At 68.1% G+C, this 23,651-nt stretch carries 20 protein-coding genes; 12 read left to right on the top strand and 8 right to left on the bottom strand.

Annotation, left to right across the window (positions count from 1 at the left end; genetic code table 11):
• Window positions 1–80: 80 nt before the first annotated feature.
• Window positions 81–278 (bottom strand): Flp family type IVb pilin, encoded by a 198-nt coding sequence (locus tag SCMU_RS14630; protein ID WP_229229855.1) that lies wholly within the window; start codon window positions 276–278, stop codon window positions 81–83.
• Between the two features lie 519 nt (window positions 279–797).
• Between SCMU_RS14630 and rplM the strand changes: the two genes are divergently transcribed.
• The 5 genes from rplM (at window position 798) to ppk2 (ending at window position 4,746) form a co-directional block, all read left to right on the top strand.
• Entirely contained in the window at window positions 798–1,241 is a 444-nt protein-coding gene (rplM, locus tag SCMU_RS14625; protein WP_229229854.1) for a 50S ribosomal protein L13, read from the top strand.
• Between the two features lie 38 nt (window positions 1,242–1,279).
• On the top strand, window positions 1,280–1,783 hold the full coding sequence (rpsI, locus tag SCMU_RS14620; RefSeq protein WP_240550060.1) for a 30S ribosomal protein S9: 504 nt from the start codon (window positions 1,280–1,282) through the stop codon (window positions 1,781–1,783).
• 249 nt (window positions 1,784–2,032) lie between these two features.
• Window positions 2,033–2,305 carry a hypothetical protein gene (locus SCMU_RS14615; protein WP_229229853.1) on the top strand — a complete coding sequence of 91 codons (273 nt, stop codon included), beginning with the start codon at window positions 2,033–2,035 and terminating at the stop codon, window positions 2,303–2,305.
• Between the two features lie 260 nt (window positions 2,306–2,565).
• Window positions 2,566–3,279, top strand: a complete 714-nt coding sequence (locus tag SCMU_RS14610) for an alpha/beta fold hydrolase (RefSeq protein WP_229229852.1) — start codon at window positions 2,566–2,568, stop codon at window positions 3,277–3,279.
• A gap of 522 nt (window positions 3,280–3,801) precedes the next feature.
• Entirely contained in the window at window positions 3,802–4,746 is a 945-nt protein-coding gene (gene ppk2 / locus SCMU_RS14605; RefSeq protein ID WP_229229851.1) for a polyphosphate kinase 2, read from the top strand.
• Window positions 4,747–4,855: 109 nt separating this feature from the next.
• Here the strand turns inward: ppk2 and SCMU_RS14600 are convergent, their stop codons facing one another.
• Entirely contained in the window at window positions 4,856–8,590 is a 3,735-nt protein-coding gene (locus SCMU_RS14600; protein ID WP_229229850.1) for a CHAT domain-containing tetratricopeptide repeat protein, read from the bottom strand.
• A 447-nt stretch (window positions 8,591–9,037) separates the two neighbouring features.
• Between SCMU_RS14600 and SCMU_RS14595 the strand changes: the two genes are divergently transcribed.
• The 4 genes from SCMU_RS14595 (at window position 9,038) to SCMU_RS14580 (ending at window position 13,080) form a co-directional block, all read left to right on the top strand.
• The gene (locus SCMU_RS14595) at window positions 9,038–9,586 is read left to right on the top strand and encodes a hypothetical protein (RefSeq protein WP_229229849.1); all 549 of its coding nucleotides are present in this window, start codon (window positions 9,038–9,040) and stop codon (window positions 9,584–9,586) included.
• Window positions 9,587–10,198: 612 nt separating this feature from the next.
• Window positions 10,199–11,554 (top strand): phosphoglucosamine mutase, encoded by a 1,356-nt coding sequence (gene glmM, locus SCMU_RS14590; protein ID WP_229229848.1) that lies wholly within the window; start codon window positions 10,199–10,201, stop codon window positions 11,552–11,554.
• Between the two features lie 100 nt (window positions 11,555–11,654).
• The gene (locus tag SCMU_RS14585; RefSeq protein ID WP_229229847.1) at window positions 11,655–12,731 is read left to right on the top strand and encodes a methyltransferase; all 1,077 of its coding nucleotides are present in this window, start codon (window positions 11,655–11,657) and stop codon (window positions 12,729–12,731) included.
• Window positions 12,732–12,774: 43 nt separating this feature from the next.
• Window positions 12,775–13,080, top strand: a complete 306-nt coding sequence (locus tag SCMU_RS14580; protein ID WP_229229846.1) for a hypothetical protein — start codon at window positions 12,775–12,777, stop codon at window positions 13,078–13,080.
• Window positions 13,081–13,107: 27 nt separating this feature from the next.
• Here SCMU_RS14580 and SCMU_RS14575 read toward each other — a convergent pair whose 3' ends face one another.
• Window positions 13,108–13,551, bottom strand: coding sequence for a hypothetical protein (locus SCMU_RS14575; RefSeq protein WP_229229845.1), 444 nt, complete (start codon window positions 13,549–13,551; stop codon window positions 13,108–13,110).
• Window positions 13,552–13,749: 198 nt separating this feature from the next.
• On the opposite strand from SCMU_RS14575, the gene SCMU_RS14570 reads away from it, so the two are divergent.
• Entirely contained in the window at window positions 13,750–15,021 is a 1,272-nt protein-coding gene (locus tag SCMU_RS14570) for a hypothetical protein (protein WP_229229844.1), read from the top strand.
• Window positions 15,022–15,123: 102 nt separating this feature from the next.
• On the opposite strand, the gene mscL is transcribed toward SCMU_RS14570, so the two are convergent.
• The gene (mscL, locus tag SCMU_RS14565) at window positions 15,124–15,513 is read right to left on the bottom strand and encodes a large conductance mechanosensitive channel protein MscL (protein ID WP_274602870.1); all 390 of its coding nucleotides are present in this window, start codon (window positions 15,511–15,513) and stop codon (window positions 15,124–15,126) included.
• A gap of 73 nt (window positions 15,514–15,586) precedes the next feature.
• Window positions 15,587–17,731, bottom strand: coding sequence for a transglycosylase domain-containing protein (locus SCMU_RS14560; protein ID WP_229229842.1), 2,145 nt, complete (start codon window positions 17,729–17,731; stop codon window positions 15,587–15,589).
• A 360-nt stretch (window positions 17,732–18,091) separates the two neighbouring features.
• On the opposite strand from SCMU_RS14560, the gene SCMU_RS14555 reads away from it, so the two are divergent.
• Window positions 18,092–18,364, top strand: coding sequence for a GIY-YIG nuclease family protein (locus SCMU_RS14555; RefSeq protein ID WP_229229841.1), 273 nt, complete (start codon window positions 18,092–18,094; stop codon window positions 18,362–18,364).
• A 69-nt stretch (window positions 18,365–18,433) separates the two neighbouring features.
• On the opposite strand, the gene SCMU_RS20790 is transcribed toward SCMU_RS14555, so the two are convergent.
• Together SCMU_RS20790 and coaA are read right to left on the bottom strand one after the other, a co-directional pair.
• Complete coding sequence (locus tag SCMU_RS20790) at window positions 18,434–19,273, bottom strand: M15 family metallopeptidase (RefSeq protein WP_274602869.1); 840 nt, start codon at window positions 19,271–19,273, stop codon at window positions 18,434–18,436.
• A gap of 294 nt (window positions 19,274–19,567) precedes the next feature.
• Window positions 19,568–20,509 (bottom strand): type I pantothenate kinase, encoded by a 942-nt coding sequence (gene coaA, locus SCMU_RS14545; RefSeq protein WP_229233054.1) that lies wholly within the window; start codon window positions 20,507–20,509, stop codon window positions 19,568–19,570.
• A 156-nt stretch (window positions 20,510–20,665) separates the two neighbouring features.
• On the opposite strand from coaA, the gene glmS reads away from it, so the two are divergent.
• Complete coding sequence (gene glmS / locus SCMU_RS14540; RefSeq protein WP_229229840.1) at window positions 20,666–22,549, top strand: glutamine--fructose-6-phosphate transaminase (isomerizing); 1,884 nt, start codon at window positions 20,666–20,668, stop codon at window positions 22,547–22,549.
• 89 nt (window positions 22,550–22,638) lie between these two features.
• On the opposite strand, the gene SCMU_RS14535 is transcribed toward glmS, so the two are convergent.
• Window positions 22,639–23,592: a polysaccharide deacetylase family protein gene (locus tag SCMU_RS14535; protein ID WP_229229839.1), complete on the bottom strand. Its 954-nt coding sequence runs from the start codon at window positions 23,590–23,592 to the stop codon at window positions 22,639–22,641.
• Window positions 23,593–23,651: the final 59 nt, after the last annotated feature.

The following is a 23,651-nucleotide window of genomic DNA, read 5'->3' as shown; positions in this document are numbered from 1 at the left end:
CTCGGTGGCGCTCGTTGGAATCCGTAGGCATCGGGTTGGCCGTCCAATGGGCAGCCGGCCAACCCGACGTGAAGTACGGTTCAGGTGATCTTGAGCTTCGCGCCCAGGCCGGTGAAGAAGGTGTTCAGTTCCCCACCGAATGCTGTTACGCCCCCGATGATCGCGAGTGCAATGAGTGCCACGAGCAGGGCATACTCGGTCGCCGTGGCGCCCTTCTCCTTGTCCGTGTTGGTGATGTCGTTCCAGAACGAGAGCAGGGAGACCATGAACTTGTCCATGACGAGTCCTTTGCGATAAAGGCGGGACCAGGTGCAACGTGCCCCCATTTGGCGCCCGTCGGGTCCCACGGGGTCACGCTTTCACGTTCAAGTGATCCATCGCACCACTCGTAGGTACTCGTCTTTCCGCTTCCGCGTAACCCCCAGAACTACTTGGTTGCCCGAAGCATGTACTCAGGTTGGGTCGGGGCGGACGCGGAATGCACAGCGGCCGGCTGTAGGTTTCGACTCCGCTTCGCTCCGCTCAACCAGCGTGGGGCGCGCTCCGCTCAACCAGCGGGTAGCTCACCCCGGCTGAAGCACTGCTGCCATCGTGTACACTTGATAGCTGTTGTGCGTGTCCTCTCTCGATGGTGCGCGCCGCGGGAGTGTCCAGTTGCAGGACGCCAGCTCCCGGGGTGCTTTCGAGAAGCACGGGATGACTGGTCTGGGAGCCCTCACCTCTGGTCCGGTAGCGCACCGAAGAACGGGGTGTATCTCACCGGCACCCCACCAGACCAAGAAACGAAGGCAATAACTGTGCGTACGTACACTCCGAAGCCCGGCGACGCCGACCGTCAGTGGCACGTCATCGACGCCACCGACGTCGTTCTGGGTCGCCTTGCCAGCCAGACCGCAACACTGCTGCGCGGGAAGCACAAGCCGACCTTTGCGTCCCACATGGACATGGGCGATTTCGTCATCATCATCAACGCGGACAAGGTGGCCCTCACCGGCGCCAAGCTCCAGCAGAAGCGCGCGTACCGCCACTCGGGCTTCCCGGGCGGCCTGACCTCGGTCAGCTACGCGGAGCTGCTCGAGAAGAACCCGGTCCGTGCTGTGGAGAAGGCCGTCAAGGGCATGCTCCCGCACAACAAGCTGGCCGCCCAGCAGCTGTCCAAGCTCAAGGTCTACGCGGGCCCGAACCACCCGCACGCTGCCCAGCAGCCCAAGACCTTCGAGATCACCCAGGTCGCCCAGTAGTCCTGGCCACTACCCAAGAATTCATCAAGGAGAACACTGTGGCTCAGAACGAAGAGCTTGCCCCGGCCGCCGAGGCTGAGGAGAACCTGACCAGCTACACGTCCGAGAGCGCCCCCGTGGCCGAAGAGGCCCGCCGCGAGCGCCCGGCCCTCACGGTTGCCGGTGCCGCCGTCGGCCGCCGCAAGGAGGCCGTGGCCCGCGTCCGCGTCATCCCCGGCTCCGGCCAGTGGACCATCAACGGCCGCACGCTCGAGAACTACTTCCCGAACAAGCTGCACCAGCAGGAGGTGAACGACCCGTTCAAGCTCCTCGACCTCGAGGGCGCCTACGACGTGATCGTCCGCATCCACGGCGGTGGCCCCTCCGGCCAGGCCGGCGCTGTGCGCCTCGGTGTCTCGCGCGCTCTCAACGAGATCGACGTCGAGAACAACCGCCCGGCCCTGAAGAAGGCCGGCTTCCTCACCCGCGACGCCCGCGTGGTGGAGCGCAAGAAGGCCGGTCTCAAGAAGGCCCGCCGCGCGCCGCAGTACTCGAAGCGCTGATTCTGGCTGGGCGGGGTTTCGGCTCCGCTCAACCAGCGCCACGGAAGGCCCGTCCCGCACCTGCGGGGCGGGCCTTTCCGCTCTCCTGTCCCCCGTCCGGGGGACAGGATCAGGCCAACCGACGGGGGTGCGTTGGGCGTGCGGCGCGGCCGTGGTCAGATGACGTGGCCGGTACAACACCCAGACCGGTACCTCACTGAGGTCAGTCGGTGCCGTACCCGGGGTGCGGCCGCGCGAAGGGGAGTAGACATGGGGACATGGAAGAAGATGGCGGGTGCGGCAAGCGCAATCATCCTGGCCGCATCGCTCTCGGCCTGTTCGGCCAACGCCGGAGCAAACACGAAGTGCGCGGACTTCAACAAGATGTCTTCCGACGATCAGAGCAAGGTCATCCAGCAGCTCCTGAAGGATAAGGGCGAGAGCAACCCCTCGGTGCTCAAGGTCGGCACCTACAAGCTCTCGGCCAAGGGCTACTGCGCCATCAAGAGCTCGGACTCGACCCTCACCGGGCTGAGCGGCTGAGGCGGTCCATGCCTCGATGCTTTTGACAAGATCTGAATCGGCGGGCCGGGGAAGGGCCAAGTCGACGTACGAGTCGACGTACCAGGCCCCAGCGTCGGCCCACGAGCCAGAAGGTCGATCTCTTCGTCAACGCCATCTAGGGTGCGATCCTGCCGCCGGTCATCCCCGGCTCGCGGGACATTCCTGGCGGCGATCGAATCCACCAACGGCCATAGGCATGGCCCCTTGGAACGGCCGCCGCAGGCTCCTATCTTCGGTACATGGCCGACGCGCAGCTCCGGGCACCGGGAAGCGCCGTGCTCGTGCACGGCATGTGGGGCGTGCCCGAGGACTGGCGCTGGGTGCGCGGGATCCTTGAGGGGCGCGGGGTGGAGGTGATCACTCCGGACCTCCCATCGCACCGATCCCCGGGGGCCGGGCTGCTTGACGACGTGGAGGAGGTCCGGGAAGCTCTGCGTCGGGTGAGCCGCGGTCCGGTCGTGGCAGCTGGCTGGTCCTACGGCTGCGACGTCATGGCGATCGCCGCCGACGGTGAGCGCGTGGCTCGGCTGGTGTATGTCTCTTCCGTCCCGCTGCCGGCCCACCCTCTCGTGCGCGATGGCACGTTGTTTGATGGGAGTCCGCAACTGGTGTGGGATGAGCATGGCCGGTTCGCCCCACCTGGCGGGTGGTGGAACACAGAGGGCACGGAGTTCACATCCAACGTCCTGCAGTACTTCGATGACCATCCCCGCCGGGCCGTGACGCGGCGGACGCTCACGGATCCGATTCCCGCCGCGGCCTGGTCGCATACGCCGACGACCGTCCTGCTGGGGGAGCGGGACGTGTTCAACGGTGCGGAGCCGTGGTCGCGGGCGAGGGAAAAGATAGCGGATGTGCGGGTGGTGGACTGCGATCACTTCATCCCGTTCACACTCCCGGGCCTCGTCGCGGACGTGCTCCTCGAAGGCGTCCAGTCGCAGGACCCAAACTGACCGCAGGCTTGTGGCGACGTCGACGCCGGGGTAACCCCGCGGCGACGCGGTTCGCCCGATGACCTGCGTTCCGTCCAAAGCAAAGCGCAGGCGTCGTTTCCCGGTTGCCCGCACCGCGGTGGAGTTGGCCCCTCCCAGGACCGTGGCCAGGGCGCACACCGTAGGGCGGACGTCGGCAGGCGCGCCTGCGTCATCCGGAAAGTCGAGTACTCGATGCCCTGAGAAGTAGAAGAGCCTGCGGAGTCGAGTCAGATGGCGGGTAGCGCCGACCATGCTGAGCCCAGAATTGGCTTTCTCTCAGCATTCGATGAAGGGGGCCATTGTGCACTTCCGGACTAAAGCTGTCGCATCCGTGACCACACTACTTCTCGTCGCGGGCGCGTGGCGGGCGCCCAACCAAGCACGACGGCGCCGCTCGCCACCCGAGGCGGGCGGCGCCGTCGTGCGTTATGCGGTTTCGACTTTGGGTTTCGACTTCGCTGCGCTCCGCTCAACCGCCGGAGCCGGCGCTACCCTTTTCCCATGGCCCACGAGGACCCCCGCCTTTCCGTGACCGAGGACTACGCCGCCGAGCTCGACGAGCTGCGCGAGATCGGCAAGGTGGACCACAAGCGCAAGCCCAGCGCCGACCCCAACGCGTGGCGCCACGGCTACCCGTACGAGAAGAAGCTCGGCCGGCCCGCCTACGAGCGGCAGAAGCGCGCCCTGCAGATAGAGCTCCTCAAGCTCCAGCTGTGGGTCAAGGACACCGGCCAGAAGGTCCTCATCCTCTTCGAGGGCCGCGACGCGGCCGGCAAGGGCGGCGCCATCAAGCGGTTCAACGAGCACCTCAACCCCCGCGGGGCCCGCGTGGTGGCACTCGAGAAGCCCACCGACGAGGAACGCACGCAGTGGTACTTCCAGCGCTACGTGCAGCACCTGCCCAGCGGCGGGGAGATCGTGCTCATGGACCGCTCCTGGTACAATCGGGCCGGCGTGGAGCGCGTCATGGGGTACTGCACCCCCGGCGAGTACCACGAGTTCATGCGTGAGGCGCCGGAGTTCGAGCGGATGCTCGTCAACTCGGGGATCCGCCTCCACAAGCTCTGGTTCTCTGTGGGCCGCGAGGAGCAGCTCAACCGCTTCGCCTCCCGGGAGACGGACCCGGTCAAGCAGTGGAAGCTCTCGCCCACGGACCTGGCCAGCCTCGACAAGTGGGACGCCTACACGGCGGCCAACGAGGCCATGTTCTTCTACACCGACACCGGGGACGCCCCGTGGACCGTCATCAAGAGCAACGACAAGAAGCGCGCCCGCCTCGAGGCGATGCGCTACGTCCTCCACGTCACCCCCTACGACCGGAAGGACCTTAAGGTCGCGCACGCCCCGGACCCGCTGATCGTGGGCACGGCCGCGGACGTCCTCGAGGAGGGCGAGACGTACACGCCGCGCTTCCCCGTGCTGCGGGAAGGCGGCGGGGCGGCGTAGGGGGCGGAGGCGGCAGTTCAGAGCAAGGTTTCCTCCTCGCGTGAGCTTGATTCTTGTCGTGTCTGATCTGCGGCGTCCGATGGACGGCAGATCACCATCTCAACCACGTTCAGATCGCCAGAACTGACTTAGCAGAATCTGGTTCCGCTGAGGCGTGCGGGGTGAGACCTGCCCGGAAATGCGCGTAGGGCACCCAACTTAGGGGGTCAGGGCTCGTGCGGGGGTCCCGTCGCAACGTTTCTACGACAGCATCCAATGCCGTGGGGACCACTTCAGATACAGAGTCCGGGGCAGCGTCAATTGCCCTGTAAATTGCATGCACCACCGGCACCGACGACGCATCACGTACCGGCAAGGTGGCGGCGATGACATCTGGAAATCCTGCCTGTTGCGCTGCACCCGCGACATGGAGTGCCTCGTTCGGAAACTGGTTATCGCCAGTCGCGGAGCCACAGGTCAGAAGTACCGCCAGCATTCCAGTGTCCGCCCTGCACCGAGCGAGGTCGCGCAACGTGAACACGCCGTCAGATAGTTGAAAGCCGACTTGCAGGGAGTCCTCAGCGGTTGTTGATCCGTGCGCTGAGATATGTAGGTAGCTGCAATGAGAGATTGCTTCGCGGACTGCGGTAACCGTCGCGTCTTGTTCAGTCAGCTCCCCAATCGGAATGCGCTGTACGGCCGATCGAATGGCCTCCTGCTCTTCCTCCAGATGGATCAGACCGCCCGAAGCGTCATTCGCTGAGACGTAGAGGAGGGTTCCCGGCGCGGCCGGTGCCCGTGGGGTTCGAGAACGAGGGGCAAGGATGATCGGCAGGTACGATGACCGCGCGCGGTCCGGGGCGGATAAATTCTTTGGAGCGTACTGCCCGCTCTTACGCGGGTGATGGCCCGCTGCATGAAGCGGTAGCAGGGCGAATTCCCCGACTGGTGACCACCACACCTGTGGCCGTTCGTCCGCGTTGAAAGCGATTTCGTCCAAGATCGGTGAGGCAACGGCATCCCAGAGCCAGTCGAGGCAGTCGAAGATCGCGTGGCGGGCGCGTAGTTCGTGGGCGGGTCCACTGTTGTCGCCGAAGGCAACAGATGCTCGGCCCAGTGTCTCGATGCGGACGATGAGTTCGCCCCTAGGTGCGCGCGCAAGGTTCACCAGTCGTGGAGCCTCGTGCTCGCGCATGAGCACCGCGCAGGATGTGTCTTCGCCCGGCACTAGCAGGACGATAACCCCTGGAAATGCTAAGGACTGATAATCCTCTGCAGTAGCGATCGCTACGCGCAGAGCATCGCGTTCAGTGTGCGCCAATTGCCTGAGTCGTTCACGGCGGTGCCGTTTGACACTGGGCGCCTCGCCCGCGGGCTCGTGGTCGAGCCCGGACAGTCCGGCTAACCGGGCATCGTTCCGGCCCGTGCTGAGTGCGGTTGCCTGCAGGCCTTGCCGCCATAGCACCGAACGCACATGGTCGGCCCAGGCCACGGCCGTCCAAGGCTCTCCGGCCCGTACGGCGCAGGCGACTGCACGGGTAAGCACCTCATTCATCTCGCGCAGTAGGTCCAGCCGTTCCGCAACGCTCAGGCCAATCCAAGCCACCTCGGTCGTCTGGATGACAGCGAGTCCGTAAGCCTCGAGCGCCTCTACGAGTGCACCCTCGTCCTGTGCGTCCCGCGCCCACCGCCCAGCCTGCCCGAACTTCTCGGCTGGCGTAATTTGGACGAGCGTGGCGGCGCGGCGCTGGACCTCAATGATCCGGGCTGCGGTGGTCGACCCGGGCGTGAGGGAACGCCTCCAGCGCAGTGCTTCGGCAAGGTTTGACAGTGCGGGCAGGAGTCGGGCGTCACTCGCCCTTGCCGCCATGACAGCGTCCTCGGCCGTATCTACTGCCGCGACCGCATCGGTTCCGGCCCGTTCGGTGCGGCCGCCATCATCAAACATGATCGAGCGTTGCCGGTAGGTATCCGCCAGATTCGAGAGCCGGTAGGCCCGATCAGGATGCTCAGCCGGCAATAGATCGATCGATCGAGAGAGATTGAGGAGGGCTTCGTCGAAATCCGCTACATTACCGGTGACCTTTGCGCGGGTCGCGAGGGCGAGGCCGAGATTGGTCGCGTAACCGGAGCACTCGTGGACCCTGCCCGTTGCATCGGCCAAAGCCTTTCTAAACAGCTCCACCACACGGTTCAAGTCGTCTGGGTTGCCGTCCAACTCGTATCGCTCGGCCAAAGCGTTGCCAAGATTGTTCGCGTAGCCAGCCCAAGTTAGTAGACCGGGGCGGCTGCCCGCCAGCGCGCTCTCGGCCAAGTCGACGGCTTCGTTCAGATCATCCGCATTGCCTGCGTCCCTGCTCCGGTCCCGTAGCGCGAGTGCCAAATCGTTCAGACGTTCGGGAACCCTGACGCCGACCCGCTCGCTGGCATCAAGCGCCTCCCGGTACAAAACGATCGCTCTGTCTAGTTGGGCGCGGTCGGCGCGTTCGGCGAACTCGTCGGAGAGCAGCACGGCCAGATTGGTTAGTCGTGCGGCTCGCTCGGGATGTCGCTCGGGCGTGAACGTGAGGGCATTCTCGGCGTAGCTGAGGGCGCAGTCGAGAGTGGCAACTTCGCCAGCCAAGATGAAACGGTCACGGAGGCAGTTGCTGGTGGCGGTGAGCGCGGCGGCACGGCGCAATCCGGGCTCTAGAAAGATGCTGAGCGCACGTTCCCCGGCATCGATGCCCTCGTCGACGAGATCCGGAGCATCGAGACGTTCGTTGCCATCCCGGCAGACGGATGCCATATTGATCAGCGCCACTCCTTGCTCGTGTGACATGTCTGGGGCCATGGCGACGGCGTGACGGTAGAGCGCCAGTGCCTCTTCGAGAAGCGACAAGTCATCGTTCTGCACGGACGCCTCACTGATCGCGGCGGCCGCTGTGGTGAGGATCAAGACACGATCCGGGTCGCCGTCCGATGTCTGCGCCAATGTGCCACGGGCAAGCCGAACTGCCTCAGCCAGCGGAGCGGCGTCGTTGGTTTCGCGAGCTTCTTGGCGCAGCAGACCGATAAGGTTGGCTGTGAACCCCGGCGCATCCGGATGCGTGGGGCCGAGACAGTTGAGGCCACGGCGCACGTGGTCTGTGGCTTCGCCGAGTAGGCCCTCATCCTCGACGACGTTGTGCAAGCTGGCGAGCGCCGCAGCCACGGCAAACTCGTTGTGCGCCGCCGCTTCCGGATCGTCATTTGCAACCTGCAGGGATTGGCGTCCGTAGCTCACGGCCCGGCGGAGGTCGTGTTCGCTTGCCCCTTCGCGGCTCAGCGCCTGGGCGAGGTTCGCTGCGATCCCGGATTGTGCATCGGCGTCGAGCTGTCCAGAGACTAGAGCAGTCTCCCATAGAGCCACCGCGCGGTCGATGTCCTCGTCAGCCGCCTCGTAGCGGCTGTGGCTGACCAAACCGGTGGCGAGGTTGGCCTGACACTGCGCCCGTCGCTCGGTATCTATGTCATCTCGGTCAAGCAGTGCGAGCGCGGTTTCGAGCAGGTGGATGTACTCCTCCAGATCGTTGTCATGGTGCGTTGCCTCGTACCGATCCCACAGCATGAGGGCCAGATCATGAAGGTGCGCTGCGGACTGCCCATTCTGGGCGGCAATGGCTAGCTGGCCGCGCCGGATCGCCTCGTTGAGACCGCTCGCCACCCCGTCCTCCAGGTAGAGATCATGCAGGGCATCAGCAGCGTGCCATTGGAGGTCAACCCAGCCCGGATCCGCCGAATCCAGTTGATCAACTATCCGCATAACCTCGTCTAGCGGAACCGTCTCAAACTCGTCCAGATCAGGTTCTTGCGGATGGATGCTGCGATCGCGATCGTTGGTCACGGTTCCGATTGTTCCACCGTTCAGGCACGTCGACTCTGTGATGATTATGCTTAGGACTGCTACTCATTGACATTGGCCGACGGAGGGGACCCGGCGTGACGCCTGAACTAAACTTTGAGGACGTCTCGTCCGCCAGGTTGGACGACGAAGCCGCCGCCCTAGTGGAGGCGGGCACTGTCCAGCTGTTCTACGTCAAGAACGACTTGGTCAGTTCATTGCGCATTGACGGGCCGTGCCCGCGGTGCGGGCATTCGTTTAGCCAGACTAGGGCTCTCGAACTCCCAGTCACGTCGATCCGCGGGACGCCGACAACACATGTCGCCGCTGCCACCTGGGCGGATTTCATATGTGACTGCACCGTGGCCCACCCTGGTGCACCCAGCGGCGCGCGTGGCTGCGGCGCGAGCTATGCCCTTGTCCAGCCGACGACCACGGGCGAGTGAGACGATGCCGGGACTGTTGCCGCCGGACCGACGACGCCCAACCCGAGCTGATGTGGAGGCCTTCCAACACCTGCAGGGAAGTGTATGGGAGCACGCGCTGGCCGATGTCAAAGTCTGGCGCAGCGGATACGTCTTGCTAGTGTCCGGTGTTACGGGCATTCTGGCCTTCGTTGGCACCCAGCTCGCCAGCGGCGTTGCGTGGTACTGGCGCCTTGCGCTCGCACTCACCCTTGGTGCCGGGGTGATCTTGGTGGCCAGGGCGCTCATATACACGTTGCGAATCGGCGGGGGCGCGACTGCAACGAGCATTAATTTGCCGCAAATCGTTCAAGAGTACAACTCGGTCGAGATGTACCGGGCACAACAAGCAGCTACCGCGCTCGAACAACTTGATCGGTCGAAGAAGTGGGCCGGTTTGGGAGCGGCTTGCTGCCTGGTCGGCCTGATCTGCGCGCTCTGGATGACCTCTGCCACCAGCAGTGGCATGAGTCCACAACAACCGTCGCCGTCAGGCGGCACGACCACCCCCGCCACACCGGCACCTACCCCGTGACGCCAAAGGGTTCCGTTGCTGGCGCATCCGAATGGTGCACCTGTATGGTTCGCTCTCGATGCGAGGGGCGAGCCGCGCAGCCCGACCGCTCATCAACCACAAGCATCCTGCCATGTCCGGTTCGGTGGCGATCTCAGATCTGGTCGCCGTCGGGTCCCTGGACTCCTGCGATCCAGAGTTATCGTGCACTGGATTAGCCGGCCTCATCGGCCGAGCGGTGACCTTCGGTGTGATTCGGCGCGGCCACCACGGCCTGACCTTCAACTCCAAGTCGACTCGCTGGTACCACCGCTCGACGACGGTGTGCTGGCTCTGGGCCTTCGAGCCTGTGCGTCGCTCCGTTTGCGAGGGCTGACGCGAGGCGTCCCGCAGCGCAGGATGCCTCCCCGGTTCGGCGGGGTTTAGGTCTAGGCGTAGGCCGTCGAAGCTTTCTGAGATTTCCGCATGGCCGCAGGGCCCGCACGCATATGACAGGCCGCAACGAGTGGCCGTTGATCATACGGTGTGTCATATGAGTGCGGTGATCGAGCGGCAAAGCGGTGCCGATTCTTGGCCATGCGTGTGCATCGGGGAACACAGACTTCTGGTTGTCCACAGGTAGACTTGCACCCGATGACACGTCTCTTCGGTACCGACGGCGTCCGCGGGCTGGCCAATGGCCTCCTCGACGCCCAGCTCGCACTCAAGCTCTCCCAGGCGGCCGCTGTGGTCCTCGGGCACAGCCAGGTTCCCGACGGCGCGCGGCCCCGCGCCGTCGTCGCCCGCGATCCGCGCATCTCCGGCGAGTTCATCGCCTCCGCGGTGTGCGCCGGCCTCGCGAGCGCGGGCGTCGACGTGTACGACGCCGGCGTCCTCCCCACGCCCGCCGCGGCCTACCTCGTGGCGGACCTGGGCGCGGACTTCGGCGTCATGATCTCCGCGAGCCACAACCCGGCCCCGGACAACGGCATCAAGTTCTTCGCCCGCGGCGGGCAGAAGCTCCCCGACGAGGTCGAGGACCAGATCGAGGCCCTCCTGCAGGCCGAGCCGCACCGCCCCACCGGCGCCGGCGTGGGGCACATCCAGCGCTTCTCGGACGCCGAGGACCGCTACATCGTCCATCTCCTGACCACGCTCCCGCACCGCCTGGACGGCCTGAAGGTGGTGCTCGACTGCGCCAACGGCGCCGCGTCGGGCTGCTCGCCGCAGGTGTTCAAGGACGCCGGCGCGGACGTCACGGTGATCGGCGCGGACCCGGACGGCATCAACATCAACGACGGCGTGGGCTCCACCCACCTCGAGAAGCTCCAGGCCGCCGTGGTGGCCAACGGCGCCGACCTCGGGATCGCCCACGACGGCGACGCCGACCGCTGCCTCGCCGTGGACCACGAGGGCGCGGTGGTGGACGGCGACCAGATCATGGCCATCCTGGGCCTGGCCCTCAAGGACGCCGGCAAGCTCCGCGACAACGTCCTCGTGGCCACCGTGATGAGCAACCTGGGCCTCAAGCTCGCCCTCCGCGACGCCGGCGTGACGATCCGCGAGACCGCCGTGGGCGACCGCTACGTGCTCGAGGAGATGCGCGCCGGCAACTACTCGCTCGGCGGCGAGCAGTCCGGCCACGTCATCTTCTCCGAGTACGCCACCACCGGCGACGGTGTCCTCACCGGCCTTCAGCTCGCCGCCCAGGTGGCCCGCACTGGGCGCCCGCTCAAGGACCTCGCCGCCGTGATGACCCGCCTGCCGCAGGTGCTCATCAACGTGCGCGGCGTGGACAAGGCGCGCGTCTCCGCGGACGACGGCGTCGCGGCGGCTGTCGCTGCCGCCGAGACCGAGCTGGGGGAGACCGGGCGCGTGCTCCTGCGCCCCTCCGGCACGGAGCCCGTGGTCCGGGTCATGGTCGAGGCCGCCGACTCCGTCACGGCGCAGGCCATCGCCGAGCGCCTCGCCGGCGTGGTGCAGAGCCAGCTGGCCCTCGAGACCGCCTAGCTTCCGCGGCGCTGGTTGAGCGGAGTCGAAACCCTGGCTGGCGCTGGTTGAGCGGAGCCGAAACCCTCGGCGCACCGTGAGCAGGCGCTACGCTCGCCTCATGCGAACGCCGCCGCCCGCCGTCGTCCGAGCAGTCCAGCGCCTCAGCACCGCCCTTCAGCGGGCGGGCGCGGCGCTCCAGCCGCCGCAGGCGCGGTTCCTCGAGGTTTCCGGCGGTGTCGCGGCCATTGCGCTCATGCGCGCCGCCGTCAGGACGCGGCTCGCCGAACCGCTTGCAGCCAGACCGAGGACGGCGGCGCAGGTCGCCGCCGAGCTGGCGCTGCATCCTGAGGTTGTGCATCGGGTGCTCCGCGGGCTTGCCGTCTACGGCCTCGTCCGGCTCGACAGCCGCGGGCGCTTCGCCCTCACGCGCACCGGCCGGCTCCTCCTCGAGGACCACCCGCACTCGATGGCCGGCTGGATCCGGTACGCGACGTCGGACGCGGTCCTGGCCGGGTGGCTGCGCCTGCCCGAGACCCTCGCCGACGGTCTGCCTGCGTTCAACGCGGCGACGGGCATGACGCTCTGGGAGCACATGGCGTCGCACCCAGACGAGGAGGCCGGATTCGCCCGCACCATGCGCGAGCTCACCCTCCTCACCGCGCCGCTCATCGTCGCCGCCTACCCGTGGCCGGAGCACGGGACGGTCTGCGACGTGGGCGGCGGCGTGGGCGCGATGCTCGCCGAGGTGCTGCTCGCCCGCCCGACGCTCGACGGCGTCCTGGTGGACCAGGCGGGCCCCCTCGCCGCCGCGGGGGAGTACCTCGCGGGCCGAGGGATCGCCAGCCGGGTCCGAACCGTGCAGGGCGACCTGTTCACCGGGTTCGGCGCGCCCGCTGACATCTACCTGCTGAAGGACGTCCTCCACGACTGGGATGACGCCCAGTGCCGGCAGATCCTGGCCGGTGTCCGGGCCGCGGCGGCGCCGGGTGCGCGGGTGCTGGTCCTCGAGTGGCTCCAGGAGCCCAACGTGGCCGAGTTCCCGGTCTCGATCTCGGACGTCATGATGCTCGCCCAGACCGAGGGCCGGCAGCGGTCCGCGGCGGAGCTCCAGCAGCTCGGCGCGGCCGCGGGATTCCGAGCAGGCCGCGTCATCGACTCGGGCGCCTACGGGATCGTGGAGCTCGTGGCGGTGTAAGGCCCCGCTTCGACTGTCGGTCCCGGGTGCGATGATCCGGGGCGTGAGTGGACTGAACGAAACAAGCGAGGCCGAGCCCGATCCCGTGGTGGTCCCGGCCGACGCGATCGACTGGCCGCGAGTTGTCACCGCCCACAAGGCAATCCCGGTATGGGTGCGGCTCACGTTCGACGACGGGCGCGCCGAACGCACCGAGAGGGGCTTCGCGAAGGCGTGGACCGCGCGGCACGTGCGGGTCCAGGTGCTCTGGCGGCTCTCCTACTACCGCGGTGCGCGCGAATTCTGGGTCGAACCGTCGCAGGTGAGACGGCGCGTCATCGAGCCGCAGTGGTTGGGCCGATCGGCATGATCGGCTCCGGCACTCGCGCCGAGCCGCTCAGACCAGGCGCTGACTCCCCTGGCGGACCTGACTGCCCTGGCGGAACAGTCCCAGAGCCACGAGGAGCAGCCCGGCCTCGGCGAGGCCCCACACGAAGTACACGGCCTGCAGCGGGCTGAACGGGATGACCACCATCTGCACGAAGATCCAGACGAGCAGCCCGAACGCCGCCACGGCGGCTGCGAACGCGGCGGCCCGCGCCCGGCGGAACAGCAGCACCGCAGCCACGAGCTGGGTCCCGCCCACGACGACGGCCAGCAGCAGCCCGGGCACCAGATAGGAGGGGAAGGGGCTGCCCTCGAGCATCGACGCCGGGGGAGTGGCCCAGTAGGGCGGGTTGCCCACGGTCGAACCCCACACGAGCGTGGCCCCGCCCGCCACGGCCGTCACGCCGCCGACCGCGGCGAGCACCGCCAGCACCACCCGTGCCCACCGCACCATGGCCATCTCCTTCCCGCACGGCTGTCCCTTGGACCAGCGTTGCCGTGGCCCGTCGGGCGGACAAGGGCTCAAGGTCCCGGAGACGGGCCGGAACAGATACCACCCAGCGGGCACTCACTCATCAGATGCGATCTGATGCGTGAGCGCCCGGGGGACAGGCCCATGCCGGCCCGTCCGCCCCGGGAGTACCGTGAATCCATGGCGTCCCAGGAGAGGCCCGCGCACGCCGACAGTGACACGTCGTGGTGGGTCCGGCACGTGATCGGGATCGGCGGCCACGAGTTCGCGGGCAGCGGGCCCGCCGCCACGACGGCGAAGCAGGTCGACGCGATCTTCCGCCTCCATCTGCCCCGCTTCCAGCGCGAGCGCGGCGGCCTCGTGCCGATCGTCTTCTGGGCCCACGGCGGACTGGTGAACCGCGGCTACGCGTTCGGCGACGCGCTCCGCGCCATCCCCTGGTGGCTCGCCAACGGCATCTACCCCGTCTACTTCGTCTGGGACACCGGACTCGTCTCCACCCTCAACGAGGTCCTCGCCGAGCGCCTCGCCCACTGGATGGGCTCCTGGCGGCACAGCGACGGGCCCGACGGCGGCGGCGCGCCACCCGCCGGGTACGGCACCCAGGGCGAGCCGACGGCGGAGGGCGACACGGCCGACGTCGTGCGCGTCCCGGGACCGAGCACGACCGACGGGATTGTCACCGACGGCGCCGCGACGCGCCGCGACCGGATCTTCGACGACGTGATCCGGCTCGTCGACGGGCGCGGGCTGTGGGAGCAGATGAAGGACGACGCGCGGGACGTGAGCCTCGTGGACGGGGGCGCGGGGCGCTACGTCGCCGAGCGGGTGGACGCGTTCGTGCGGGCCAACCCCGGCACGGCGCTGCACGCCGTGGGGCACAGCGCGGGGGCGCAGTTCCAGTCCGCGTTCGTGAGCGAGCTCGTGCGGCGGGGGCTGACGCTGCAGACCGTCCAGTTCCTCGCGCCGGCCATGTCGATCCGCCAGTTCACCGAGGAGTTCATGCCGCTCATGGAATCGGCGGCGGTGCGGGCGTTCACCATGTTCTCCCTCGGCCGTGAAACAGCGCAGCGGGACCGGCTGCTCGGGCTCTACGAGGAGGGATCCATGCTGCACTTCATCCTCAACGCGCTCGAGCCGGACGACGGCGGCGGCCTCCTCGGGCTGCAGGAGTGCGTGGAGCCTTCCCCGCTCGCGCGCTGGTTCGGGACGGACCCCGACGCGGGGCCCGTGGGGGCGGTGTGGAGCGTGGCGATGGGCTCGCCGCGGTCCTCCTCCGGCGCGACGACCCACAGCTCCTTCACCCACGACGTCCTCACCCTCGACAGCATGTGCCGCCGCATCCTGGGCCGCGACGACATCCTCTCCGCCGGCGTGTTCTCCGGCGACGCCGAGATCGCGTTCGCCGTGGCCCACGACGACTTCCTCCGCCGGCTGCGCCGCCGGCTGTAGAACCCGTTCTGGGCCGCGCACGACGACGGCCCCTCACCTTTGGCGGGGCGAGGGGCCGTGCGTGGTGGTTGCGGTCTGCTGGGGGAAACCGGGGGTGGGCAGTTACGGGCGCTGCGCCTGCAGCGAGTCGCGGATCTCGGTGAGGAGCGCGACCTGCGGGTCGACGGCCTCGCCGGCCTCCTCGTCCTTGATGCCGAGCTTGCGGTTGCGGCGCTCGATCATGTGGTTCATCGGCATGACCACGGCGAAGTAGATCGCGGCGGCGATCAGGAGGAAGTTGATCAGGGCGGTCAGGAAGACACCGATCTTCACTGGCCCAAAGACGAGGAAATCGTCGAAGTTCGGCTGGCCCACGAGGAGCGAGACGATCGGCATGAGGATGTTGCCGACGAATGCAGTGACGACTGCTCCGAAGGCGGCGCCCATGACGACGGCGACGGCAAGGTCAACGACGTTGCCCTTCATGATGAAATCTTTGAATCCACTCAGCATGGAAGACAGGGTAGTCATTCGACCGTTTCCGTCAAGTGAATGGAAGATGTAATCTTCGCCGCGTGTCGCGGTCTCAGCCCGTGATGAGGCGCTGCGGCGGGGTGGGGAAGTCGCCGTGGTCGTACAGCCCGGCCACCTGCTGCATGTAGGACGCCCACTGCGGGCCGGCGATGTATGCGCCGTCGACCACGGGGTAGAACTTGCCGTTCACCGTGATGTCCCGGCCCATCCGGGCCGACGGGCCGTTGAGCGCCTCGCCGAAGAAGGACGCCGTGGCCAGACCCTTCGTGTACCCGACCACCCAGGTCTGGCTGTTCTCGTTGTTCGTGCCGGTCTTCGCCGCCGCGGGAACGCCCAGCTTCTGCGGGATGAGCAGGCCCGAGCCCTTCGTCAGGACATCCTGGAGCACGCTCGTGGCCGCGCTGGCCACGTCCGGGCTGAGCGCACCCTGCTGGCACTGCTGCGACTGGCCGCCGATCCGCTGGCCCTGAGCGTCGTCGACCTCCGTGATCGCGATCGGCGCGCAGTACGTGCCGCCGCTCGCGAACGTCGCGAACGCGCTGGCCATGGTCAGCGGGGCCACGTTCGTGCCACCGAGGAGGTTCCCGAGCGTGGCGAGGTCCAGCTTCTGACCCGACCCCGCGCCGTCGTGCATCCCCATCGCGTCTGCAGCGCGCTGGATGTCGCAGAAGTCGTCCAGGCCGGCGGCGGAGGCGAAGGTGGCCGTGTTGATCGAGTTGTAGATGCCCTCGCGGACGGTCAGCGGGCGGTACCAGCCGGGCTCGTCGTTCTGGAGGTCGGTGGAGCCGCTGATCGCGGCGTCGAAGTAGCCGTGCACCGGACCGCATGTGGACTTCCACGGGTAGTTGGGGCCGTAGCGGCGCTGCGCCGCGTTCACCACCGCGTTGGTGGGCTTGCCCTCGTCGAGCCACGCCGCGAGCGTGATCGGCTTCATCGTGGAGCCGGGCTGGTAGCCGCCGGCACCGCCCAGGTCGTTGCCGTTGGCGTCCTTCGCGTCCACGTTGAAGTTGTACGCCGCCGTGAACCCGGAGCCCTGGCCCGCGACCATGCGGCTGTTCTGGGCCATCGCGACGATCTTCCCCGCGCCCGGCTGGACCGTGACGAGGGAGGCGCCCCACTTGTCCGGGTTTGCGCCGGCGGTGGAGTCAACCTGCGTCTGGGCCGGCCCCTGCAGGCGCGGGTCCAGGGTGGTCTTGATGGTCAGGCCGCCGAGCATGACCTTGTTCAGGCGGGCCTTCTCGTCCGCGCCGTATGCCGGGTCGTTGAGGATCTGGTGCAGGACGTAGTCGCAGAAGTACGGGGCCTGGTCCGCGTACGTGCAGCCCTGCCGGGGCGGGTTGAGCTTGAGCTGGATGGGGGTCGCGACGGCGTCGTCGTGCTGCTTCTGGTTGATGTAGCCGTGCTGGAGCATCGCGTCGAGGACCAGGTTGCGGCGGGCCGTGGCGCGGTCCGGATACTGCGACGGGTCGTAGTAGGCCGGGCCGTTGACCAGACCGGCGAGGAGGGCCGCCTGCGGGATCGTGAGGTCCTTCGCGTCCACTGAGAAGAAGTACTGGCTCGCGGCCTGGATCCCATAGGCGTTGGCGCTGAACGGGACGATGTTCAGGTAGCCGGCGAGGATCTGGTCCTTGCTGAACTTCTTCTCGAGGGCGATCGAGAGCTGCATCTCCTTGAGCTTGTCCGCGACGTCCTTCTGGCCGTTGAGCACGATGTCCGCGCCCTGGCCCTTGGCCACGAGCTGCTCGTTGAGCGCATTCGTGACGTACTGCTGGGTCAGCGTCGAGGCGCCCTGCCGGCCGCCGCCCGCGTCCGTCACGAGCGCGCGGAGGATGCCGATCGGGTCCACGCCGCCGTGATCATAGAAGCGGTAGTCCTCGATGGCCACGATTGCGTTCTTGATGTTCGGCGACATCTGGTCCAGGGGGACGTCCGTGCGGTTCTCCGTGAAGAGGGTGGCGATGGTGGAGCCGTCCGCGGCGAGGACCTTCGTGGCCTGCCCGGGCGGGGTGGCGGTGAGGTCCGTCGGCACCGAGCCGAGGGCATCCGTGGCGCCGCTCGCCGCGCTGCCCGTGAGCGCGAGGGCGGGGGACATGAGGCCCACCACGAGAACGCCGGCCAGCGCGCTCACCGTGAGGAAAGCGAGCAGCCGGCCCATCGTGGTGGTCATGTCGAAGAACCGCTTGCTGCCAGACGCCATGCCCGGTACGCTACGCGACCCAGCTAGGTGAACGCTGAGCGGAAGCTGGACCCCCGGTCCACGCGGGTTGAGCGGAGTCGAAACCGACGGTGGTTGAGCGGAGTCGAAACCCGCCACCACGGTGGTTGAGCGGAGCGCAGCGGAGTCGAAACCCGCCACCCCGCTGGTTGAGCGGAGCGCAGCGGAGTCGAAACCGGCCACGGTGGTTGAGCGGAGTCGAAACCCCCCACGGTGGTTGAGCGGAGCGCAGCGGAGTCGAAACCCCTGTGGAGGACCAATGAGCCCCGCAATCACGCGCCCGCGCAGCCGCCTGTGGATAACTCTGAGCACGATTCCGCCGCCCCGGCTAGCTTTGGCCGCATGGCCTTCACATACATCTTGGAATGCGGCGATGGCAGCTACTACGTGGGCAGCACGACCGATCTGGAGCGCCGCGTCGCGCAGCACGCGTCCGGCGAGGGAGCGGCATACACACGCCGACGCCCTCCAGTGAAGCTTGTGTGGGCGATGCAGATGGACAGCATCGCCGAGGCGTACTACCTCGAGAAGAAGCTCCAGGGATGGAGCCGAGCCAAGCGGAGGTGCGTCATCGAGGGCCGGTATGGGGACTTGAAGTCGAACATGAAGGAGTGATCGGCCCGGGCGGGCGCTCAACCAGCGTGGGGCTTCGCTCCGCTCAACCACCGGGGGTTTCGACTCCGCTCAACCAGCGTAGGTCGGGGCTGGCGGGAGGCCCAGGAAGTCTTCGAGCGTGTTGGTGCCCTGCGCGTGCATGGCCGCGGCCGCTTCGACCCCGATGTACCGCAGGTGCCACGGCTCGTAGTAGTACCCAGTGGTCTCGTGGAACCACCAGGGGTACCGCACGATGAACCCGAACTCCCACGCGTGCGCCGCCGCCCACTGCGCCGCGCCGGTGTCCTTGAAGCAGGGCTGCAGGGAGCACGCGCCGCTGGCGTCGCCGATGTCGAACGCCCAGCCGGTCTGATGCTCCGAGTACCCGGGGCGGGCGGAGGCGACGTCGGCCATCGCCTGCCCCTCGCGCGCCACCCAGCCGCTGTACGTGGCCACCTGCGTCGCGTACGACCGGTACCCGCTCACCAGCGTCATCGGCGCCCCCGCTGCGGCCGCCGCGGCGAACATCTTCTCCGCCGCCCGCGCCGTGGTCGGGTTCAGGAGCGTGCTCTCGCCGCTGGTCGCGAGCGGCACGTTTGGCCGCGTCAGTTCCGGCACGAAGTCGATCGGGGCCAGCGGCCGCCGCTTGTTCACGACGACGAGCGCGCTCGCCGGGTTCGCCGCCGCCGCGAACCTCCCGATCGTGGGTGTGGGGGTAGGGGGCGGTGCGGCGGACGCGGCTGCGGCAGTCGGGGACGGCACCGCGGAGGACGACGGCGCGGGGCTCGGTGCCGCCGTCGTGCTCGCTCCGGTGGGGGTTGCGGTGGGGGACGGGCCGATGGCCGGGGGTTTCGACTCCGCTTCGCTCCGCTCAACCACCGCCGCCGGCGAGCACGCGCTCAGGCCGAGGGCGAGGACGGCGAGGGCCATGGCACGGCGCGTCAGGGTGCGGGGTGCCGGGGGTTTCGACTCCGCTTCGCTCCGCTCAACCAGCGGGACCGCCGGGGGTTTCGACTCCGCTTCGCTCCGCTCAACCACCGGAACCAGCGGGGGTTTCGACTCCGCTTCGCTCCGCTCAACCACCGGGGGCTCGCTCCGCTCAGCCAGCGGGGGTTTCGACTCCGCTTCGCTTCGCTCAACCACCGGGGCTTCGCTCCGCTCAACCACCGGAACCAGCGGGGGTTTCGACTCCGCTTCGCTCCGCTCAACCAGCGTCACCGCTGCTCACACCTTCCGCAGGAGCATGCGGCGGATGGAGTGGTCTTGGTCCTTGGTCAGCACGAGCTGCGCGCGGCCGCGGGTGGGCAGGACGTTCTGGACCAGGTTGGGCTCGTTGATGCGCTTCCAGATGCTGCGGGCGGTGGTGACGGCCTCCTCGTCGGAGAGGGAGGCGTACCGGTGGAAGTAGCTCTCGGGCTGGGCGAACGCGCCGGAGCGGAGCTTGAGGAAGCGCTCCACATACCACTGCTCGATGTAGCTCGTCTTCGCGTCCACATAGAGGGAGAAGTCGAAGAAGTCGGAGAGGGCCAGGCCGGTGGTGCCGTCGTAGCGGGCGCGGGCGGGGGCGAGGACGTTGAGGCCCTCCACGATGAGCACGTCCGGCCGGCGGACCACGACTTCCCGGCCGGGGACGATGTCGTACGTGAGGTGCGAGTACCAAGGCGCACGGACTTCCTCGGCCCCGGACTTGATCTCCGCGACGAAGCGCAGGAGGGCGCGCCGGTCGTAGGACTCGGGGAAGCCCTTGCGGTCCAGGATGCCGCGGCGGGTGAGCTCGGAGAGCGGGTACAGGAAGCCGTCCGTGGTGATGAGCTGCACGTTCGGGGTGGACGGCCAGCGCTGGAGCATCTCGCGCAGCACACGGGCGATCGTGGACTTGCCCACCGCCACGGACCCGGCCACGCCGATCACGAACGGCGTCCGCTGGGTCTTCCCCCCGAGGAACGTCTGGGTCGCATTGTGCAGCTCGCCGGAGGCCTCCACATAGAGGGAGAGGAGCCGGCTCAGCGGCAGGTACACGTCGCGGATCTCGCGCAGGTCGAGGGGATCGCCGAGCCCGCGGATGCGGTCGATGTCGTCCTGGTTCAGGGGCTGTTCCATGCGGTCCGCGAGGCGGGCCCACGTGGAACGGTCGAGTTCGACGAAGGGCGTGGCGCCGTCGCCCATGAACTCGCTTCTCTGCAGACTCACCTGTGCATTCTGTCAAGCGCCGGGCCATCGCGCGAACCAGGGGTTTCGACTCCGCTCCGCTCCGCTCAACCACCGTCGGGGACATAGGACGTCCCCTGAGCTTCCGGAGCTGCCCCCGGTAGGATGGAACCCATGTGTGGAATCGTCGGCTACGTTGGAACCGCCCGTGCTCTCGCGGCGGACGGCAGCAATGAGTACTCAGCCCTTGATGTGGTGATCGAGGGGCTCCGCCGCCTCGAATACCGCGGGTACGACTCCGCTGGCGTCGCGGTGGTCTCGGAGGGGGCCATCGAGTCCCGGAAGAAGGCCGGCAAGCTCAAGAACCTCGAGGGCGAGCTCGCCGAGCGCCCGCTCCCCACGAGCTACACGGGCATCGGGCACACCCGCTGGGCCACGCACGGCGGCCCCACGGACGCCAACGCGCACCCGCATCTGGCCGACGGCAGCAAGCTCGCCGTGATCCACAACGGCATCATCGAGAACTACGCGTCCCTCAAGGCCGAGCTCGTCGCCAAGGGCGTGGAGTTCCTCTCCGAGACGGACACCGAGGTCGCGGCCGCCCTCATCGGCGACCTCTACCGCGGCGCCGCCGACGGCGACATCACCAAGGCCATGCAGCTCGCCTGCCAGCAGCTCGAGGGCGCGTTCACCCTCCTGGCGGTGCACGCGGAGCAGCCCGGCGTCGTGGTGGCGGCGCGGCGCAACTCGCCGCTCGTCGTCGGCCTCGGCGAGGGTGAGAACTTCCTCGGCTCCGACGTCTCCGGCTTCATCGACTACACCCGCCGCGCCGTGGAGCTGGGCCAGGACCAGATCGTGACGATCACCCCGGACAGCTTCGAGGTGACGGACTTCTTCGGCGCCCCCGCGCAGGGCAAGGAGTTCGAGGTCTCGTGGGACGCCGCGTCCGCCGAGAAGGGCGGCTTCAACTCCTTCATGGAGAAGGAGATCCACGACCAGCCGGCCGCCGTCCACGACACCCTCCTGGGCCGCTCCGACGAGTCCGGCCGCCTCATCCTCGACGAGCTGCGCATCGACCCGGCCGAGCTGAAGAAGGTCGACAAGATCATCGTGCTCGCGTGCGGCACCGCCGCCTACGCGGGCCTCGTGGCCAAGTACGCGATCGAGAACTGGTGCCGCATCCCCACCGAGGTGGAGCTCGCCCACGAGTTCCGCTACCGCGATCCGATCGTGGACGAGAACACCCTCGTGGTGTCCATCAGCCAGTCCGGCGAGACCATGGACACCCTCATGGCCGTCCGGTACGCCCGCGAGCAGGGCGCCAAGACCGTCTCGATCTGCAACACGAACGGCTCCACGATCCCGCGCGAGTCCGACGCCGTGCTCTACACGCACGCGGGTCCCGAGATCGCCGTCGCGTCCACGAAGGCGTTCCTCGCCCAGATCACGGCCGCCTACCTGCTCGGGCTCTACCTGGCACAGCTGCGCGGGAACATCTTCTCCGGCCAGATCAAGGACGTCCTCGCGGACCTGAACAAGATCCCCGAGAAGATCCAGACCGTCCTCGACGCCGCGGGGCCCCTGCGCGAGCTGGCCCGCAGCATGAAGGACGAGAAGTCCGTCCTGTTCCTCGGCCGCCACGTGGGCTACCCGGTGGCGCTCGAGGGCGCGCTCAAGCTCAAGGAGATCGCGTACATCCACGCCGAGGGCTTCGCCGCTGGCGAGCTCAAGCACGGACCCATTGCGCTCATCGACGAGGGCCAGCCGGTCTTCGTGGTCCCGTCCCCGCGCGGCCGCGACTCGCTGCACGCCAAGGTCGTCTCCAACATCCAGGAGGTCCGCGCCCGCGGCGCCCGCACCCTGGTGATCGCGGAGGAGGGCGACGAGGCCGTGCGCGAGTACGCCGAGCACGTCTTCTACGTCCCCGAGACGCCCGTGCTGCTCATGCCGCTGCTCACCACGGTGCCGCTGCAGATCTTCGCCGCCGAGCTCGCCTCCGCGAAGGGCTACGACGTGGACCAGCCGCGCAACCTCGCGAAGTCCGTCACCGTCGAGTAGGACGTCACAGCGCACGACGACGGCCGGTCGCCTCCCGCTGGGAGGTGACCGGCCGTCGTCGTGCTTCTAGCGGCTCCGCCGGCGGGCGGTCACAGGAGGATGTCCAGGGTGGTGAAGCCGTAGCCGGCCGCCCGCATCTGGGCGATGATGTCCGGCAGGGCGGCGGCGTCGAGGGTTGAGCCGTCGTCCGGGTTGGAGCCGACGTGCATGAGCACGATCTCCCCGGGCTGCAGCGCGCCGAGCACCCGCTGGGTGACGAAGGCCGGGCCGCGCGTCCCCTTCTGGGTTCCCTGCCAGCCCAGGGAGTCGACGGTCCAGCGGATCGCCGCGTACCCGTTCGCGTTGACCGCGGCGATGGTGCGGGCGTTGCGGGCGCCGGAGGGGAAGCGGAACAGCGGCCGCGGATCGGCGCCGCCGGCCAGGATGGCGGCCTGCGCGCCGGCCAGTTCACCGGCGATCTGGGCGTCCGACTGGGTGGTCATGTCCGTGTGGGTCGTCGAGTGGTTGCCGATCCGATGGCCGGCCGCGGCGATCTGTGCCACCTTTGCGGGGTTCGCCTGGGCCCAGTTGCCCGTGAGGAAGAACGTGGCCCTGACCCCGTTGGCCGAGAGCGTGGAGAGGATCGAGGCGAGGCCCGCGTCGTTGGCGCCGGCGTCGAACGTCAGGGCCACGAGCTTCTGCGACGTGGCGATTCGCTCGACGTCCAGGCCGCGGAGCGCTTCCGGCAGGCCGGACGGCGCGGGCGGCGGCGGGGGCTCCTCGGTGGCCGGCGGCTCGGCGGGGGCCGTCCCAGGGTTTTCGCTCACCGGCGGCGCGGACGACGGCGGAGCTGTCGCCGACTCCGTGGGCGAGGCGCTCGCGCTCGGCGAGGCGGAGGCGGACGCCGAGGCGGAGGTACCGGCAGAAGCGGAAGGCGACGGCGCCGTCGTCGTGGGTCCGGTAGGCCGCAGCAGGGCCAACGCGATCGCCCCGGCGATGAGGGCGAGCGCCAGCACCGCACCGACGATGATTCCAATGCGACGCCGCGCCAATGCCGCCATCATGACCTCCTGCGCCCGACGCTACGCTCGCGGGTCTGGCCACGGGAGGGCCTTTCGTCTGC

It is taken from the genome of Sinomonas cyclohexanicum (assembly GCF_020886775.1).
Lineage (GTDB): Bacteria > Actinomycetota > Actinomycetes > Actinomycetales > Micrococcaceae > Sinomonas > Sinomonas cyclohexanicum.
The sequence above is the reverse complement of the archived record's forward strand: the minus strand, read 5'-3'. Positions and strand labels throughout refer to the sequence as shown.

What these genes read in the sequence shown, in the direction of transcription:
- mscL (WP_274602870.1), bottom strand. Translation starts at nt 15,513, where the DNA reads ATGCTGAGTGGATTCAAAGATTTCATCATGAAGGGCAACGTCGTTGAC.
- SCMU_RS14555 (WP_229229841.1), top strand. Translation starts at nt 18,092, where the DNA reads ATGGCCTTCACATACATCTTGGAATGCGGCGATGGCAGCTACTACGTG.
- SCMU_RS14570 (WP_229229844.1), top strand. Translation starts at nt 13,750, where the DNA reads ATGGCGTCCCAGGAGAGGCCCGCGCACGCCGACAGTGACACGTCGTGG.
- ppk2 (WP_229229851.1), top strand. Translation starts at nt 3,802, where the DNA reads ATGGCCCACGAGGACCCCCGCCTTTCCGTGACCGAGGACTACGCCGCC.
- SCMU_RS20790 (WP_274602869.1), bottom strand. Translation starts at nt 19,273, where the DNA reads ATGGCCCTCGCCGTCCTCGCCCTCGGCCTGAGCGCGTGCTCGCCGGCG.
- SCMU_RS14630 (WP_229229855.1), bottom strand. Translation starts at nt 278, where the DNA reads ATGGACAAGTTCATGGTCTCCCTGCTCTCGTTCTGGAACGACATCACC.
- glmM (WP_229229848.1), top strand. Translation starts at nt 10,199, where the DNA reads ATGACACGTCTCTTCGGTACCGACGGCGTCCGCGGGCTGGCCAATGGC.
- SCMU_RS14575 (WP_229229845.1), bottom strand. Translation starts at nt 13,551, where the DNA reads ATGGTGCGGTGGGCACGGGTGGTGCTGGCGGTGCTCGCCGCGGTCGGC.
- SCMU_RS14615 (WP_229229853.1), top strand. Translation starts at nt 2,033, where the DNA reads ATGGGGACATGGAAGAAGATGGCGGGTGCGGCAAGCGCAATCATCCTG.
- SCMU_RS14610 (WP_229229852.1), top strand. Translation starts at nt 2,566, where the DNA reads ATGGCCGACGCGCAGCTCCGGGCACCGGGAAGCGCCGTGCTCGTGCAC.
- glmS (WP_229229840.1), top strand. Translation starts at nt 20,666, where the DNA reads ATGTGTGGAATCGTCGGCTACGTTGGAACCGCCCGTGCTCTCGCGGCG.
- SCMU_RS14585 (WP_229229847.1), top strand. Translation starts at nt 11,655, where the DNA reads ATGCGAACGCCGCCGCCCGCCGTCGTCCGAGCAGTCCAGCGCCTCAGC.
- SCMU_RS14560 (WP_229229842.1), bottom strand. Translation starts at nt 17,731, where the DNA reads ATGGCGTCTGGCAGCAAGCGGTTCTTCGACATGACCACCACGATGGGC.
- SCMU_RS14595 (WP_229229849.1), top strand. Translation starts at nt 9,038, where the DNA reads ATGCCGGGACTGTTGCCGCCGGACCGACGACGCCCAACCCGAGCTGAT.
- SCMU_RS14535 (WP_229229839.1), bottom strand. Translation starts at nt 23,592, where the DNA reads ATGATGGCGGCATTGGCGCGGCGTCGCATTGGAATCATCGTCGGTGCG.
- coaA (WP_229233054.1), bottom strand. Translation starts at nt 20,509, where the DNA reads ATGGGCGACGGCGCCACGCCCTTCGTCGAACTCGACCGTTCCACGTGG.